The organism is Streptomyces sp. NPDC042346 (genome assembly GCF_055581845.1).
The window spans coordinates 511,442-527,313 of sequence record NZ_JBVJEH010000001.1 but is presented as its reverse complement, the minus strand read 5'-3'; the positions used below and the strand labels follow the sequence as shown (position 1 = coordinate 527,313).

Annotated in this window: 15 protein-coding genes, 3 tRNA genes and 1 pseudogene; 3 read left to right on the top strand and 16 right to left on the bottom strand. The window is 68.1% G+C overall.

What is annotated here, in order from left to right:
* Positions 1 to 45: 45 nt before the first annotated feature.
* From rpoB to ACZ6K0_RS02520, 9 genes are all read right to left on the bottom strand, one after another.
* On the bottom strand, positions 46 to 3,528 hold the full coding sequence (rpoB, locus tag ACZ6K0_RS02560) for a DNA-directed RNA polymerase subunit beta (RefSeq protein ID WP_376408618.1): 3,483 nt from the start codon (positions 3,526 to 3,528) through the stop codon (positions 46 to 48).
* A 549-nt stretch (positions 3,529 to 4,077) separates the two neighbouring features.
* On the bottom strand, positions 4,078 to 4,458 hold the full coding sequence (rplL, locus tag ACZ6K0_RS02555; RefSeq protein WP_376408621.1) for a 50S ribosomal protein L7/L12: 381 nt from the start codon (positions 4,456 to 4,458) through the stop codon (positions 4,078 to 4,080).
* Positions 4,459 to 4,568: 110 nt separating this feature from the next.
* Positions 4,569 to 5,099: a 50S ribosomal protein L10 gene (gene rplJ, locus ACZ6K0_RS02550; protein ID WP_024755372.1), complete on the bottom strand. Its 531-nt coding sequence runs from the start codon at positions 5,097 to 5,099 to the stop codon at positions 4,569 to 4,571.
* Positions 5,100 to 5,344: 245 nt separating this feature from the next.
* Positions 5,345 to 6,274 carry an SCO4651 family lipoprotein gene (locus tag ACZ6K0_RS02545; protein ID WP_376408624.1) on the bottom strand — a complete coding sequence of 310 codons (930 nt, stop codon included), beginning with the start codon at positions 6,272 to 6,274 and terminating at the stop codon, positions 5,345 to 5,347.
* Positions 6,275 to 6,401: 127 nt separating this feature from the next.
* Complete coding sequence (gene rplA, locus ACZ6K0_RS02540; RefSeq protein ID WP_024755370.1) at positions 6,402 to 7,130, bottom strand: 50S ribosomal protein L1; 729 nt, start codon at positions 7,128 to 7,130, stop codon at positions 6,402 to 6,404.
* A gap of 78 nt (positions 7,131 to 7,208) precedes the next feature.
* A complete protein-coding gene (gene rplK / locus ACZ6K0_RS02535; protein WP_315891551.1) occupies positions 7,209 to 7,643 on the bottom strand; it encodes a 50S ribosomal protein L11 in 435 nt (144 codons plus the stop codon).
* Between the two features lie 158 nt (positions 7,644 to 7,801).
* Complete coding sequence (gene nusG / locus ACZ6K0_RS02530; protein WP_376408628.1) at positions 7,802 to 8,740, bottom strand: transcription termination/antitermination protein NusG; 939 nt, start codon at positions 8,738 to 8,740, stop codon at positions 7,802 to 7,804.
* Between the two features lie 44 nt (positions 8,741 to 8,784).
* Positions 8,785 to 9,072, bottom strand: a complete 288-nt coding sequence (gene secE, locus ACZ6K0_RS02525) for a preprotein translocase subunit SecE (RefSeq protein ID WP_024755368.1) — start codon at positions 9,070 to 9,072, stop codon at positions 8,785 to 8,787.
* 104 nt (positions 9,073 to 9,176) lie between these two features.
* Positions 9,177 to 9,249 (bottom strand) — tRNA-Trp (locus ACZ6K0_RS02520).
* Between the two features lie 206 nt (positions 9,250 to 9,455).
* Here ACZ6K0_RS02520 and ACZ6K0_RS02515 point away from each other — a divergent pair.
* Together ACZ6K0_RS02515 and ACZ6K0_RS02510 are read left to right on the top strand one after the other, a co-directional pair.
* Positions 9,456 to 10,682 carry a pyridoxal phosphate-dependent aminotransferase gene (locus ACZ6K0_RS02515; protein WP_376408631.1) on the top strand — a complete coding sequence of 409 codons (1,227 nt, stop codon included), beginning with the start codon at positions 9,456 to 9,458 and terminating at the stop codon, positions 10,680 to 10,682.
* 122 nt (positions 10,683 to 10,804) lie between these two features.
* Positions 10,805 to 11,827 (top strand): adenosine deaminase, encoded by a 1,023-nt coding sequence (locus ACZ6K0_RS02510; protein ID WP_469229370.1) that lies wholly within the window; start codon positions 10,805 to 10,807, stop codon positions 11,825 to 11,827.
* Positions 11,828 to 11,879: 52 nt separating this feature from the next.
* Here ACZ6K0_RS02510 and ACZ6K0_RS02505 read toward each other — a convergent pair whose 3' ends face one another.
* Positions 11,880 to 12,470, bottom strand: coding sequence for a TetR/AcrR family transcriptional regulator (locus ACZ6K0_RS02505; protein ID WP_376408637.1), 591 nt, complete (start codon positions 12,468 to 12,470; stop codon positions 11,880 to 11,882).
* Positions 12,471 to 12,557: 87 nt separating this feature from the next.
* On the opposite strand from ACZ6K0_RS02505, the gene ACZ6K0_RS02500 reads away from it, so the two are divergent.
* Positions 12,558 to 13,196, top strand: coding sequence for an NAD(P)-dependent oxidoreductase (locus tag ACZ6K0_RS02500; protein ID WP_469229367.1), 639 nt, complete (start codon positions 12,558 to 12,560; stop codon positions 13,194 to 13,196).
* A gap of 23 nt (positions 13,197 to 13,219) precedes the next feature.
* Here the strand turns inward: ACZ6K0_RS02500 and ACZ6K0_RS02495 are convergent.
* The 6 genes and pseudogenes from ACZ6K0_RS02495 to ACZ6K0_RS02470 form a co-directional block, all read right to left on the bottom strand.
* Positions 13,220 to 14,293, bottom strand: a pseudogene (locus tag ACZ6K0_RS02495) (UDP-N-acetylmuramate dehydrogenase); the annotation flags it as partial.
* Between the two features lie 40 nt (positions 14,294 to 14,333).
* Positions 14,334 to 14,762: a MaoC family dehydratase gene (locus ACZ6K0_RS02490; protein WP_376408643.1), complete on the bottom strand. Its 429-nt coding sequence runs from the start codon at positions 14,760 to 14,762 to the stop codon at positions 14,334 to 14,336.
* A gap of 2 nt (positions 14,763 to 14,764) precedes the next feature.
* Positions 14,765 to 15,217: a MaoC family dehydratase N-terminal domain-containing protein gene (locus ACZ6K0_RS02485; RefSeq protein ID WP_024755361.1), complete on the bottom strand. Its 453-nt coding sequence runs from the start codon at positions 15,215 to 15,217 to the stop codon at positions 14,765 to 14,767.
* A 109-nt stretch (positions 15,218 to 15,326) separates the two neighbouring features.
* Entirely contained in the window at positions 15,327 to 15,491 is a 165-nt protein-coding gene (gene rpmG / locus ACZ6K0_RS02480; RefSeq protein WP_007265873.1) for a 50S ribosomal protein L33, read from the bottom strand.
* An 86-nt stretch (positions 15,492 to 15,577) separates the two neighbouring features.
* Positions 15,578 to 15,650, bottom strand: a tRNA-Met gene (locus tag ACZ6K0_RS02475).
* A gap of 44 nt (positions 15,651 to 15,694) precedes the next feature.
* Positions 15,695 to 15,767 (bottom strand) — tRNA-Thr (locus ACZ6K0_RS02470).
* Positions 15,768 to 15,872 lie beyond the last annotated feature (105 nt).

Genomic DNA, 15,872 nt, shown 5'->3' with positions numbered 1-15,872 from the left:
GGGCCGGCCGGGGGTTCATTGCTGAACCCCCGGTCCGGACTCCCGTCAGACCTCTTCGACGCTGCTCGGCTCGCGCCGGGACAGGTCGATACCGAGCTCCTCCGCTGCGCGGAAGACGTCCTCGTCGGTGTCGCGCATCTCGATGGACATGCCGTCCGAAGAGAGCACCTCCACGTTGAGGCACAGGGACTGCATCTCCTTGATGAGCACCTTGAAGGACTCGGGGATGCCGGGCTCAGGGATGTTCTCGCCCTTGACGATGGCCTCGTAGACCTTCACGCGGCCGGTCACGTCGTCGGACTTGATCGTCAGCAGCTCCTGGAGGGCGTACGCGGCGCCATAAGCCTCAAGCGCCCACACCTCCATCTCACCGAAGCGCTGGCCACCGAACTGGGCCTTACCACCCAGCGGCTGCTGGGTGATCATCGAGTAGGGACCGGTCGACCGAGCGTGCAGCTTGTCGTCGACCAGGTGGTGGAGCTTGAGGATGTACATGTACCCGATGGAGATCGGGTCCGGGAACGGCTCGCCGGAGCGGCCGTCGAACAGCCTCGCCTTACCGGTCGGCTGCACCATGCGCTCGCCGTCGCGGTTCGGGATGGTGTGGTTCAGCAGACCCGCGAGCTCGTCCTCACGCGCACCGTCGAAGACGGGGGTGGCGACGTTGGTGCCCGGGGCGACCTGGTCGGCACCGATGGCCTGCAGGCGCTGCGCCCAGTCGTCCGCCAGGCCGGAGACGTCCCAGCCGCGGCTGGCGAGCCAGCCGAGGTGGATCTCCAGGACCTGTCCCGGGTTCATTCGGGACGGGACACCCAGCGGGTTGAGGATGATGTCGACCGGCGTGCCGTCCTCAAGGAAGGGCATGTCCTCGATCGGAAGGATCTTGGAGATGACACCCTTGTTGCCGTGACGGCCGGCGAGCTTGTCACCGTCGGTGATCTTGCGCTTCTGGGCGACGTAGACGCGGACCAGCTGGTTCACGCCCGGGGGAAGCTCGTCGCCCTCTTCGCGGTCGAAGACGCGGACGCCGATGATCTTGCCGATCTCGCCGTGGGGCACCTTCAGCGAGGTGTCACGGACCTCACGGGCCTTCTCACCGAAGATCGCGCGGAGCAGGCGCTCCTCCGGCGTCAGCTCGGTCTCGCCCTTGGGCGTGACCTTGCCGACGAGGATGTCGCCGGCGACGACCTCGGCACCGATACGGATGATGCCGCGCTCGTCGAGGTCGGCGAGGACCTCCTCGGAGACGTTCGGGATGTCCCGGGTGATCTCCTCCGGGCCGAGCTTGGTGTCACGGGCGTCGACCTCGTGCTCCTCGATGTGGATCGAGGAGAGGACGTCGTCCTGCACGAGGCGCTGCGACAGGATGATCGCGTCCTCGTAGTTGTGACCCTCCCACGGCATGAACGCCACGAGCAGGTTCTTGCCGAGCGCCATCTCGCCGTCTTCGGTGGCGGGACCGTCGGCGAGGACCTGGCCCTCGATCACGCGGTCGCCCTCGTCGACGACGACCTTCTGGTTGACCGAGGTGCCCTGGTTCGAGCGCGAGAACTTGTGCAGGCGGTACGTGATGTACGTGCCGTCGTCGTTGGCGACCGTGACGTAGTCGGCCGACAGCTCCTGGACGACACCGTCCTTCTCGGCCTTGAGCACGTCGCCGGCGTCGGTGGCGCAGCGGTACTCCATGCCGGTGCCGACGAGCGGGGCCTCCGACTTGATCAGCGGCACCGCCTGACGCATCATGTTCGCGCCCATGAGGGCACGGTTGGCGTCGTCGTGCTCGAGGAACGGGATCATGGCGGTCGCGACCGACACCATCTGGCGCGGCGAGACGTCCATGTAGTCGACCTCGGCCGGCAGGACGTAGTCGACCTCGCCGCCACGCTTACGCACCAGGACGCGGTTCTCGGTGAGCCGCATGTCGTCGTTGAGCGCGGCGTTGGCCTGCGCGATGACGAAGCGGTCCTCCTCGTCGGCGGTGACGTAGTCGACCTCGTCGGTGACCTGGCCGTCGATGACCTTGCGGTACGGCGTCTCGATGAAGCCGAACGCGTTGACGCGGCCGTACGAGGCGAGCGAACCGATCAGACCGATGTTCGGGCCTTCGGGGGTCTCGATCGGGCACATGCGTCCGTAGTGGGACGGGTGCACGTCTCGGACCTCGAAGCCGGCCCGCTCACGGGACAGACCACCAGGGCCCAGCGCCGAGAGACGACGCTTGTGCGTCAGACCCGACAGCGGGTTGTTCTGGTCCATGAACTGCGACAGCTGCGAGGTGCCGAAGAATTCCTTGATCGACGCCACGACCGGGCGAATGTTGATCAGGGTCTGCGGCGTGATCGCCTCGACGTCCTGCGTGGTCATCCGCTCGCGGACGACGCGCTCCATACGAGCCAGACCCGTGCGGACCTGGTTCTGGATGAGCTCGCCGACGTTGCGCAGACGACGGTTGCCGAAGTGGTCGATGTCGTCGGTCTCGACGACGATCTCGTTGCCGTTCTCGCCGACCGTCTCGGTCTCGCCCGCGTGGAGCTTGACCAGGTACTTGATCGTGGCGATGACGTCGTCGGTGGTGAGCACGCCGGCGTCCAGCGGCTCGTCGGCGCCGAGCTTCTTGTTCACCTTGTAGCGGCCGACCTTCGCGAGGTCGTAGCGCTTCGGGTTGAAGTAGAGGTTCTCGAGCAGCGTCTGAGCGGCCTCACGGGTCGGCGGCTCGCCCGGACGCAGCTTGCGGTAGATGTCGAGCAGCGCGTCGTCCTGGCCCTGGGTGTGGTCCTTCTCCAGGGTGGCGCGCATGGACTCGTACTCGCCGAACTCCTGCAGGATCTGCTCGGTGGTCCAGCCGAGAGCCTTCAGCAGAACGGTGACCGACTGCTTGCGCTTGCGGTCGATGCGGACACCGACCAGGTCGCGCTTGTCGATCTCCATCTCCAGCCAGGCACCCCGGGACGGGATGATCTTGGCGGAGAAGATGTCCTTGTCGGACGTCTTGTCGATCGAGGAGTCGAAGTAGACACCCGGCGATCGGACCAGCTGCGACACCACGACACGCTCGGTGCCGTTGATGACGAAGGTGCCCTTGTTGGTCATGAGCGGGAAGTCGCCCATGAAGACCGTCTGGGACTTGATCTCGCCGGTCTCGTTGTTGGTGAACTCGGCGGTGACGAAGAGCGGGGCACCGTACGTGAAGTCACGGTCCTTGCACTCGTCGATCGAGTTCTTCGGCGGCTCGAAGCGGTGGTCGCGGAAGGTCAGCGACATCGACCCGGAGAAGTCCTCGATCGGCGAGATCTCCTCGAAGATCTCTTCCAGGCCGGACTTCGTGGGGACGTCCTGTCCCGACTCAAGGGCAGCCTCGACGCGAGCCTTCCAGGCGGCATTGCCGAGCAGCCAGTCAAAGCTCTCGGTCTGCAGCGCGAGGAGGTTCGGAACCTCGAGGGGCTCCCTGATCTTTGCAAAGGAGATGCGCAGCGGGGCGGTGCTTGCGCCGTTGTTCGTATTGGTCGAGGCGTTGCGCGAGGCGGCCAAGAGGGGGTCCTTCCGAGGGCTCGGACTCACTACGCGCGTACCGGTCCCCAGCAATGCTTTGCGGCAGACTTTTCCTGAGATGACCGAAAGGCCAGTTCAGACGGGGTCGGTCCACGAAGCGGATGCGAAGGTATGCCCCTGGTGACGGGCAGGGGGCAGCTAACAGGCAGCGCAAAGGGTCAGTGTAGCCACTTGGCTCACTGATGTCCAGGGCGAATAATTCGCGACCCTCGTTGCTCTCAACTCCGCGGTACCTCGCGCCGTGCGGCGCACCTCGATACTGCCCGTTCAGTCGTCGATCCATGCCTCGGATACGGATCGTTGTGACGACGCGTCCTGAGAATTGCGCGCTGCGTGCGGTTCGTCAAGGCCCCCCGGTCTGCGGGGCGCACGGCGAAGATCACCATACTCCGCCTCCGGCGGCCCTCGGGGGCCCCGCCACGCCCTTCCCGGGGAACGCCGAAAGGCGACCACCCAGAAGGGTGATCGCCTTTCGATGCCCTCGCGTTACACGAGGGCAGGAGTCAGCTTCAGCGACTCGAAACGGTCTTACTTGACCGTGACGGAGGCGCCGGCGGCCTTGAGGGACTCGGCAGCCTTCTCGGCGACGTCCTTCGCGACCTTCTCGAGGACGGCCTTCGGGGTGCCGTCGACGAGGTCCTTGGCCTCCTTGAGGCCCAGGGAGGTGAGCTCGCGCACGACCTTGATGACCTGGATCTTCTTGTCGCCGGCGCCCTCGAGGACGACGTCGAACTCGTCCTGCTCCTCAGCGGCCTCGGCGGCAACCGGGGCACCCGGGCCGGCAACGGCGACGGCCGCGGCGGCGGTGACGTCGAACTTCTCCTCGAACGCCTTAACGAACTCGGAGAGCTCGATGAGGGTGAGCTCCTCGAACTGGGCGAGAAGTTCGTCCTGGGTGAGCTTCGCCATGATGGGCGATCCTTCCACTAATTCGGCAGGTGCCGGATGTATAGAGAGGCGGGCGTAACGGCCCGCTGCGACCCACGCACTAGGCGGCGTGGATCAATGCGCGAGCCGAATTACTCGGCACCGCCCTGCTCGGCGAGCTTGACGCGAAGCGCCTCCGCAGTGCGGACGAACTTCGACGGCAGCGCCTGGAAGAGCGAGGCAGCCTGAGACTGCTTGCCCTTGAACGCGCCGGCCAGCTTGCTGAGCAGAACCTCGCGGGACTCGAGGTCCGCAAGCTTCTTGATCTCATCGGCGGTCAGCGCCTTACCGTCAAGGACACCGCCCTTGATGATGAGGTTCGGGTTCTCCTTGGCGAAGTCACGAAGACCCTTCGCCGACTCCACCGGGTCACCGGTGATGAAGGCAGCGCCCGTCGGACCGGTGAACTGGTCGTCGAGCGAGGTGATCCCGGCCTCGTTGGCCGCAATCTTGGTCAGCGTGTTCTTCACCACGGCGTACTGGGCGTTCTCACCGAGCGAACGACGCAGCGTCTTGAGCTGCGCGACGGTGAGACCCCGGTACTCGGTCAGCACGACGGCGCTCGAGCTCTGGAACTTGTCCTTGAGCTCGGCTACCGCGGCAGCCTTGTCGGGCCTTGCCATGAGCGCGGCCTCCTTCCGGGTGATGGGACCGCGCGGAAGGGGCTAACAAAACAAAACGCCCCGGCGCAGGCGCCAGGGCTTAGCTCGACCGCATCACAAGGATTCGGGAACTCATCCACAGTCACCTGCGCGGGTCGTTCGCATCTCAGCGAATCCTTCGGCCACCGCACCCGAGTGGGAGCAGCGACGACCAGCGGTCTTTGGCTTCTGTGGAAGCGTACGTGACGGGGCGCGGTTCGGGCAAATCAGCCCTGCTTGAGGCCCTCGCCGAGCTCCTTCAGCATCTGGAAGAGGTCCAGGGTGTCCTTGGCCGGCGGGGCCTGGACGGCGGCCTTGGTGCCGTAGTCGCTGTAGTCCGCCCGCATCTGCATCGAGCCCTCGGCCATGGTCATGCCGATGTCCATGCGCGCCGGGTAGCCGTCCTCGTTGACCCAGACCTCGGTGTCGTAGCCCTTGAGGCCCGACTTCTTCACGCCGGCGAGGAGCTTGTCGTAGTCCTCCTTGGGGAGCAGCTTCGAGGAGTCGCCGGCCTTGAGCATCTGCTCGACCGTGAGCGTCCCCTTGTAGTGCTGCGTCTCCATGCCGTTGATCTTCTCGGCGCCGACGTGCTTGAGGTTCGGCGAGTCGAGGAGCAGGGCGAGCTGCTGGGCCGGGTCCTGGTTCATGCTCTCCAGGCCGCCGGTCATCTGCTTCTGGAGGGCCTTGTCGCCGGAGGCCTCCGCGGCGGCCGTCAGGTCCAGCTTCATCCAGCGCTTGCCGTCCATCTCGGCGGCCTGCTTCGCACCCATGTCCATGTACATGACGTTGTCGAGCATGACCATGCGGACCTGCTCGGGTGCGTCACCGCCGGCACCGGCACCGGCGCCGGCGGCGCTCAGCATGGAGCCCTTCATGGTGATGTCCATGACCGCGGGGTCCCAGCCCTGGACGCCGGTCATCTCGGCGGTGCCCGAGTCCGCGCCGGCGCCGGTCATGCTCATCGTCATCTTGATCTTGGCGGCCTTGGCGGCCGAGGTCTTCTCGTACGCGGCCTGGATGACCTTGGTGACGTCCCCGCGGCTCTGCACCTCGGCGCCCGCCTTGGCGTCCCCGCCGTCCTGACACCCCGCGACGGCCACGACGGCGGCCGTGGCCGTCAGGGCGACGCCCGCGCGCTTCCATGCGGACATGTTCATGAGCGTTCCCCACCCCTTGGTGATTCTTTACGGTCCCTTGAACCGTAACAAAGAACAGGCCCCCGCCTCTCCGAGGAGAGGCGGGGGCCTGTTGAGCACTCAGTGAACCGTGTGAGGTTCGGCCCGGCTAGACAGCGGCCGGGTCCTCCTCGACGAGGAGGTTACGGGTGCGGTTGGAGTCCAGCGGGATGCCGGGGCCCATCGTCGTCGTCAGGGTCGCCTTCTTGATGTAGCGGCCCTTGGCGGCGGACGGCTTCAGACGAAGGATCTCGTCCAGGGCCGCGGCGTAGTTCTCGACCAGCTTCGTCTCGTCGAAGGAGACCTTGCCGATGATGAAGTGCAGGTTCGAGTGCTTGTCGACGCGGAACTCGATCTTGCCGCCCTTGATGTCGTTGACAGCCTTCGCGACATCGGGGGTGACGGTGCCGACCTTGGGGTTCGGCATGAGACCACGCGGGCCGAGGACGCGGCCGAGGCGGCCGACCTTGCCCATGAGGTCCGGGGTGGCCACAACGGCGTCGAACTCGTTCAGGCGGTTGCCCTTGGAGATCTCGTCGATGAGCTCGTCGGAGCCGACGATGTCGGCGCCGGCGGCGATCGCGGCCTCGGCACGGTCACCGGTCGCGAAGACCAGGACCCGGGCGGTCTTGCCGGTGCCGTGCGGGAGGTTCACGGTGCCGCGGACCATCTGGTCGGCCTTGCGCGGGTCGACGCCCAGGCGGAAGGCGACCTCGACGGTTCCGTCGAACTTGGTGGCGGCGGTGTCCTTGGCGAGACGGACGGCCTCGAGGGGGGCGTAGTTGCGCTCCCGGTCGATCTTGGCGTCCGCGGCGCGGAGAGCCTTGCTGCGCTTCACTTCTTCTCCTGTTGGTTCAGGTGTGGAGTCGTGGTGCGGGCCGGCGCGGGCCCTACCACTAGGTCACGAGGGGGGTGATCAGCCCTCGACCGTGATGCCCATGGAGCGGGCGGTGCCAGCGATGATCTTGGACGCGGCGTCCAGGTCGTTGGCGTTCAGGTCGGGGAGCTTGACCGTGGCGATCTCGCGGACCTGGGCGGCCGTGAGCTTGGCGACCTTGGTCTTGTGCGGCTCGCCGGAGCCCTTGTCCACACCAGCGGCCTTGAGGATCAGCTTGGCGGCCGGCGGAGTCTTGGTGATGAAGGTGAAGGAGCGGTCGTCGTAGACCGTGATCTCCACCGGCACGACCATGCCACGCTGCGACTCGGTCGCGGCGTTGTAGGCCTTGCAGAACTCCATGATGTTGACGCCGTGCTGACCGAGCGCGGGGCCGACCGGCGGGGCCGGGTTCGCCGCACCGGCGTTGATCTGGAGCTTGATAAGCCCCGTGACCTTCTTCTTCTTGGGAGGCATTGCTCTCTCCGGGTCCTAGTGAGAGTGTTCAGCCCGCCTTCCGGTCATCCGGATGCAGGCATACCGCACAACGATAACGGGTATAGACGCGCGGCTAAAAACCGACCAGGTCAGAGCGGCTGTGAGAGCCACTCTGACCTGGTCGGAAGACGGTGAGATCAGTTCTTCTGGATCTGGTCGAAGCTGAGCTCGACCGGGGTCTCGCGACCGAAGATCTCGACGAGTCCCTTGACCTTCTTCGAGTCCGGGTTGATCTCGTTGATCGTGGCCTGGAGCGTCGCGAAGGGACCGTCCGTGACCGTGACCGAGTCGCCGACCTCGAAGTCCAGAACCTGGACCTCCAGCTTGCGGGCGGGAGCGGGCTTGCCCTCGGCCTCGGCGGCCTCGCGGGCGGCCTTCTCCTCGGCCTCCGGGGCGAGCATCTTGACGATCTCGTCCAGGGTCAGCGGGTACGGGTCGTAGGCGTTGCCCACGAAGCCGGTGACGCCGGGGGTGTTGCGGACGACGCCCCAGGACTCGTTCGTCAGGTCCATGCGGACGAGAACGTAGCCGGGAAGCTTGTTCTGCTTGACGTTCTTCCGCTCGCCGCCCTTGATCTGGACGATCTCTTCCTCGGGGACCTCGGCCTGGTAGATGAAGTCCTCGACGTTGAGCGAGACGGCACGCTGTTCCAGGTTGGCCTTCACGCGCTTCTCGTAGCCCGCGTAGGTGTGGATGACGTACCACTCGCCGGGAAGGGTGCGGAGCTCCTCGCGAAGCGCGGCGACCGGGTCGACCGGGGCGGCCGGCTCGGCCTCCTCCTCGGTCTCGTCCTCGGCGTCCTCGGCCTCGACGGACTCTTCGTCGTCGGAGTCCTCGGACTCGTCCGACTCGTCTTCCTCGACCTCGACCTCGTCCTCGGCGTCCTCGTCGGACTCCTCGGTCTCGTCGGCTTCCGCCTCGTCCTCGTCCTCGACGTGGAGAGCGGCTTCCTCGGCGGCGTCGCCGGCGGCGTCGTCAGCAGCGTCTGCCTGGTCCTCGTCGGCGGCCTCGATGATGTCCAGCTCGTCCTCGACGGACTCGGACTCGAAGGCGTCGTTCAGGTTCGCGTCAGACACGGTGGCTGCTTCTTCCTGCGATACAGATGGGGTGGAACAAAAAGTCAGCCGAAGACGTACTTGACTGCTTCCTGGAAGCCATAGTCAATCACGGTGACAAGGCCGATCATGATGACGACGAAGATAATCACCACAGTGGTGTACGACGTCAGCTGGCTACGAGTGGGCCAGACGACCTTGCGGAGTTCCGCGACGATCTGGCGGTAGAAGAGCGCGAGACGGCCCAGGGGGCCCTTCTTGCCGCGCTTGCCGCCCTTGCGGGCCTTCTTCTTGGACTCAGAGGCCTCGTCGTCGGCATCAGGCATGTCGATGGAGCCTACGGCGTCCGTCACGATCTCTCACCTGATTCCGGGTCGGCCGTGCCGCGCCCGGGATGGAGCCGCACGGCGGTGCAATGAAGTACGTACATGCGCACAACACCTGGCGGTGTGTGTAGCAGGGCCGGAGGGACTTGAACCCCCAACCGCCGGTTTTGGAGACCGGTGCTCTACCAATTGAGCTACGACCCTTTGTTGGTGTCCCTCAACGTACCGCATCGTGAGATGTGGTCGGTGCGGGCCAACGAGGAGTGAGCATACGTGGTGATGGGGGTCCGCGTCGAACAGAAACCACGCCGACCTGCCGTCGGACGGGCGTACGACCGGTAATGACCGTTCCTGTCCGGTCCGTGAAACCTGTGTGCCGGGCCCGGATGCGGTCTGGGACGATGGGCCGTATGAGCGCTGCTACCCCTCCCACCGAGCGTCGGGTCTCCGCCCGCATCGGTGCGATCTCCGAGTCCGCCACCCTCGCCGTCGACGCCAAGGCCAAGGCCCTCAAGGCCGCCGGGCGCCCGGTGATCGGCTTCGGTGCCGGTGAGCCCGACTTCCCGACCCCCGACTACATCGTCGAGGCGGCCGTCGAGGCTTGCAGGAACCCGAAGTTCCACCGCTACACGCCGGCCGGCGGTCTGCCCGAGCTGAAGGCCGCGATCGCCGCCAAGACGCTGCGCGACTCGGGCTACGAGGTCGACGCCTCCCAGGTCCTCGTGACCAACGGCGGCAAGCAGGCCATCTACGAGGCGTTCGCCGCGATCCTCGACCCGGGCGACGAGGTCATCGTCCCGGCGCCGTACTGGACGACGTACCCCGAGTCGATCCGTCTCGCCGGCGGTGTCCCGGTGGAGGTCGTGGCCGACGAGACCACCGGCTACCGGGTCTCGGTGGAGCAGCTGGAGGCCGCGCGCACGGAGAGGACCAAGGTCGTCCTCTTCGTGTCGCCGTCCAACCCGACCGGTGCGGTGTACCCCGAGGCCGACGCCGAGGCGATCGGCCGCTGGGCCGTCGAGCACGGCCTGTGGGTCCTGACGGACGAGATCTACGAGCACCTGGTCTACGGCGACGCGAAGTTCACCTCGCTGCCGGCGATCGTGCCCGAGCTGCGCGACAAGTGCATCGTGGTCAACGGCGTCGCGAAGACGTACGCCATGACGGGCTGGCGCGTCGGGTGGATCGTGGGCCCGAAGGACGTCGTCAAGGCCGCGACGAACCTCCAGTCGCACGCCACGTCCAACGTGAGCAACGTGGCGCAGATCGCCGCCCTCGCCGCCGTCTCGGGCAACCTGGACGCGGTCGCGGAGATGCGCACCGCCTTCGACCGTCGCCGCCAGACGATCGTGCGGATGCTGAACGAGATCGAGGGCGTGTACTGCCCGACGCCGGAGGGCGCGTTCTACGCGTACCCCTCGGTGAAGGGTCTGCTCGGCAAGGAGATCCGCGGCAAGCGCCCGGAGACCTCGGTCGAGCTCGCGGCCCTGATCCTCGACGAGGCCGAGGTCGCGGTCGTCCCGGGCGAGGCCTTCGGCACGCCGGGCTACCTGCGCCTGTCGTACGCGCTCGGCGACGAGGACCTGGTCGAGGGCGTGTCCCGGATCCAGAAGCTGCTCGCCGAGGCGACCGCCTGATCCCCTCGCGTGACCTGACGGGCCCCGGTTCTTCGGAACCGGGGCCCGTTTTTACGTTCTAGCAAGGTCCCGATCGGGGAAACGGGGTGCCTTCGTCCATTCGGGTGCGGCAGTATCAGTCGATGGAGCACGTTTCACGCGACATCACCCTGCTGCCCAAGGCCCATCTGCACCTGCACTTCACCGGTTCGATGCGGCCCACGACGCTCATCGAGCTGGCCGACAAGTACGGCGTCCATCTTCCCGAGGCGCTGAGCAGCGGTACGCCCCCCAAACTGCGGGCGACCGACGAGCGCGGCTGGTTCCGCTTCCAACGTCTGTACGACATCGCGCGCTCCTGCCTGCGCGAGCCCGACGACATCCGGCGGCTCGTCCGAGAGGCGGCCGAGGAGGACGTCAGGGACGGCTCGGGGTGGCTGGAGATCCAGGTCGACCCCACCTCGTACGCCCCGCTGCTGGGCGGGCTCATCGCGGCCATGGAGATCATCCTCGACGCGGTCGACGCGGCCGCCCGGGAGACCGGACTCGGCATGCGGGTGCTCGTCGCCGCGAACCGGATGAAGCACCCCCTGGAGGCGCGGACGCTCGCGCGGCTCGCGGTGCGGTACGCGGACCGGGGCGTGGTCGGCTTCGGGCTCTCCAACGACGAGCGGCGGGGCCTGGCGCGCGACTTCGACCGGGCGTTCTCGATCGCCCGCGACGGCGGTCTCCTCGCGGCCCCGCACGGCGGTGAGCTGACCGGCCCCGCCTCCGTACGGGACTGCCTGGACGACCTGCGGGCCTCGCGCGTCGGCCACGGCGTGCGGGCCGCGGAGGACCCCCGGCTGCTGCGGAAGCTGGCGGAGCGCGGGGTGACCTGCGAGGTCTGCCCCGCGTCGAACGTGGCCCTCGGGGTGTACGAGCGGCACGAGGACGTACCGCTGCGGACGCTCTTCGAGGCGGGCGTCCCGATGGCGCTCGGCGCGGACGACCCGCTGCTCTTCGGCTCGCGGCTCGCGGCGCAGTACGAGATCGCCCGCCGGTACCACGGGTTCACGGACGAGGAGCTGGCGGAGCTGGCCCGTCAGTCGGTGCGGGGCTCGGCGGCCCCGGAGGGCGTCCGGGCGAAGCTGCTCGCGGGGATCGACGACTGGATCGCCGGCTGATCCCGCTCCGTATCCCTCTCCGTATCCCCCTCCGTATCCCTCGGCCGGTCCGTCAGCCGATCCCGCGCATCAGCGTGCGGGCGATCGTGCGGGCGAAGTCGTCGAGCGGCCCGGGGCCGTCCTCCGTCATCTCGTACGCGAAGGCCCGCTGGACGCAGGCGCCGAGGAGGAGCGCGGCGGCCGCCCGCGGGTCGGCGTCGGCGGCGACGCGGCCGAGGCGCTGCTCGGTGCGGAGGTAGGCGGTGAGCCCCTCGACGGGCTTGTGCGGGCCGGCGCCGAGCCGGCGCATGCCCTCCTCGTGGCGGGCCTTGAGCTGCGGCTCGGCGTAGAGCGAGGCGGCCATCGGGAAGCTCTCCTCGTAGAAGAGGGCGGCCTGCCGGGCGATGTCGGTGAGGTTCTCCTCGACGGTCCGGCTGCCGGGGTCGGCGGCGAGGGCGCCGAGCAGCCCGCCGAGCCGGGGCAGCCGTTCGTCGAGGACGGTCAGGAAGAGCTCTTCCTTGCTCGTGAAGTACTTGTAGAGCGCCGCCTCCGAGCAGCCGGCCGCCTTGGCGATCTCCTTGGTCGTGGTGCGGGCGAGCCCCGCCGTCCCCATGAGGTCGCGCGCGGCGTCGACGATCCGTACGCGGGTCGGTTTCCGTTCCATGCATCCTCCAGCCACGCTTGACGCGTGAGTGAGTATCCACCCACCCTGGGGGTGAGTGAACACTTACCCACCCTGGGAGGGTGCGACATGAGGCTCACAGTCTTCGGTGCGACCGGCGGCATCGGCCGGGAGCTCGTCCGCCAGGCGCTGGCCTCGGGCCACGAGGTGACGGCGGTGGTGCGGGACCCCGCGCGGCTGACCGTCACCGGGGAGCGGCTCGTGGTCCACCGGGCCGACCTCACCGACCCGGAGGCCCTGCGCGCGGCCGTCACCGGCCGGGACGCCGTGCTCTCGGGTCTCGGGGCCCGCGGTCGCGCGGACGCGGCCACGGGTGTCGCGGCCCGGCTGACCGGCTCGGTGCTCACGGCGATGGAGGCGGAGCGGGTCCGGCGGCTCCTGGTGGTCAGCGCGGCCCCGGTGGGCCCCGCCGCGGCGGGCGACGGGCTGCTCGACAAGGTCGTCCTCGCGGTGATCAGCAGCGTCCTGAAGGACGTCTACGCCGATCTGCGGGTGATGGAGTCCGCGCTGGCGGCGAGCGCCACGGACTGGACCTCGGTCCGCCCGCCGAAGCTGACGGACAAGCCGCTCACCGGCCGGTACCGCACGGTCGTCGGCGGCAATCCGCCCCGGGGCCGCACGCTGGCCCGCGCGGACGTGGCCCACGCGATGCTGGCGATGATCGACGCCCCGGCGACGGTCAAGCAGGGCGTGGGCGTCGCGTACTAGGCGTACGAGACGTACGAAGCGTGCTAGAGCTCCACGCCCACGGTGACGGGCTCGTTGACGAGGGTGATCCCGAAGGCGTCCCGCACGCCGGCGACGACCTCGCGGGCGAGGGCGAGGAGGTCCTCGGTGGTCGCCTCGCCGCGGTTGGTGAGGGCGAGGGTGTGCTTGGTGGAGATCCGGGCGGGCCCGGTGCCGTACCCCTTGGTGAACCCGGCCCGGTCGATCAGCCAGGCCGCGGAGGTCTTCACGGCGCCGTCCTCGCCCGCGGGGAAGGCCGGCGGGGCGACGTCGGGGCCGAGCCGTCCGGCCACGCGCGTGAGGAAGGTCTCGTACTCCCCCGCCGTGAGGATCGGGTTGGTGAAGAAGGAGCCCGCGGACCAGGTGTCGTGGTCGGCCGGGTCCAGGACCATGCCCTTGCCGGCGCGGAGCCGCAGCACGGTCTCGCGGGCCTGGCCGAGCGGCACCCGGTCCCCCGCCTCCACGCCGAGGGCGCGGGCGGTCTCGGCGTACTTGATCGGCGCCGAAAGACCCTCCGCGTCCTCCAGGTCGAAGCGGACCCGCAGCACCACGTACCGCTCGGGCTCGTCCTTGAAGAGGCTGTGCCGGTACGAGAAGGCGCACTCGGCGTTCGTGAGGGTGACGGTCTCCTCGGCGCGCCGGTCGTAGGCGACGACCTCGGTGACGGTCGCGGAGACGTCCTGCCCGTACGCGCCGACGTTCTGGATCGGGGTCGCGCCGGCCGAGCCGGGGATGCCGGCCAGGCACTCGATCCCGGCGAGCCCGGCCTCGACGGTCCGTGCCACGGCGTCCGTCCAGACCTCGCCCGCGGCGAGCTCCAGGCGCGTGCCCTCCAGGGCGAAGCCGGTGGTGGCGATGCGCAGCGCGGTGCCGTCGAAGCCCTTGTCCCCGATGACGAGGTTGGAGCCGCCGCCGATGATCAGCAGCGGGGTGCCCGCGTCGTCGGCCTCGCGGACGGCCGCGACCACCTCGTCGTCGGTGGTGGCGGTGACGAGCCGGGTGGCGGGTCCGCCGAGCCGGAAGGTGGTCAGGGGCGCGAGGGGGGCGTCGTGGAGTGGCTGCACGGGCTCAAGGGTACGGGCCCGCCGCTTCCGCGACGGGCCCGTGACGCTCGTACCGTCAGGCGAGCTCGACGACGGCGCGCGACATGCCGAGGACCTTCTGGCCCGCGCTCGTCGCGGTGAGGTCGACCCGCACCTTCCGGTCGTCCAGCTTCGCGGCGACCTTGGCGCTGACCTCGACGAGGGCGCCCTGGTCGTCGTTGGGGACGATGACCGGCTTGGTGAAGCGGACGCCGTACTCGACGACGGCGGCGGGGTCGCCGGTCCAGTCGGTGACGACGCGGATCGCCTCGGCCATGGTGAACATGCCGTGGGCGATGACGTCCGGGAGGCCGACCTCCACCGCGAACTTCTCGTTCCAGTGGATGGGGTTGAAGTCCCCGGAGGCGCCCGCGTACCGCACGAGTGTGGCGCGGGTCACGGGGAAGCTCTGGGCGGGCAGCTCGGTGCCGACCTCGACCTCGTCGTAGGCGATCTTGGCGGTCATGGTCAGGCCCCCTCGGGTGCGCGGGAGACGAGCTTCGTCCAGGCGGTCACGACGTGCTCGCCGGAGGCGTCGTGGACCTCGCCGCGGATGTCCAGGATGTCGTTGCCGGCGAGGGACTTGATCGCCTCGATGGTGGAGGTGACCGAGAGCCGGTCCCCGGCGCGTACGGGCCGGGTGTAGGCGAACTTCTGGTCGCCGTGGACCACGCGGCTGTAGTCGAGGCCGAGCTGCGGGTCCTCGATGACGGCGCCGGCGGCCTTGAAGGTGATGGCGAACACGAAAGTCGGCGGGGCGATCACATCGGAGTGCCCGAGCGCCTTGGCCGCCTCGGTGTCGGTGTACGCGGGATTGGCGTCACCGATCGCCTCGGCGAACTCGCGGATCTTCTCGCGGCCGACCTCGTAGGGCGGGGTGGGCGGATAGGTCCGGCCCACGAAGGACTGGTCGAGCGCCATGGACTCGATACCTCCTGGATGTATTGCCGATGGTGCCAATGCTGCGGATGCTGCGGAGAAACGACACGAGGCCGCCCCCTGGTGGGGACGGCCTCGTGTACGAGCCTGTTTAGCGCGTCTCGCGGTGCGCAGTGTGCGAGTTGCAGCGGGGGCAGTGCTTCTTCATCTCCATGCGATCCGGGTTGTTACGCCGGTTCTTCTTGGTGATGTAGTTCCGCTCCTTGCACTCCACGCAGGCCAGCGTGATCTTCGGGCGGACGTCGGTGGCAGCCACGTGAGTGCTCCTTGGACGGATGGGACGGATGAACGCATAAAAGAGTAGCCGATCGAAGGACCGACCCCACAATCGGCTACCGTGTGTAGCGGTGACCGGACTTGAACCGGTGACACAGCGATTATGAGCCGCTTGCTCTACCATCTGAGCTACACCGCTTTGATGATCTGGAACCCGCCCGAGGGCGGGGTCCTTCTCACCAGAGCCCCAATACGGAATCGAACCGTAGACCTTCTCCTTACCATGGAGACGCTCTACCGACTGAGCTATTGGGGCGAGCGAGGAAGACATTACACGGTCTCCCGCCCATCACCCAAATCGGTTTCCGCGCGCCCTCGCGACGGCCTTCGCCAAGCGTCCGCGACGGCTCTCACCAGGCGT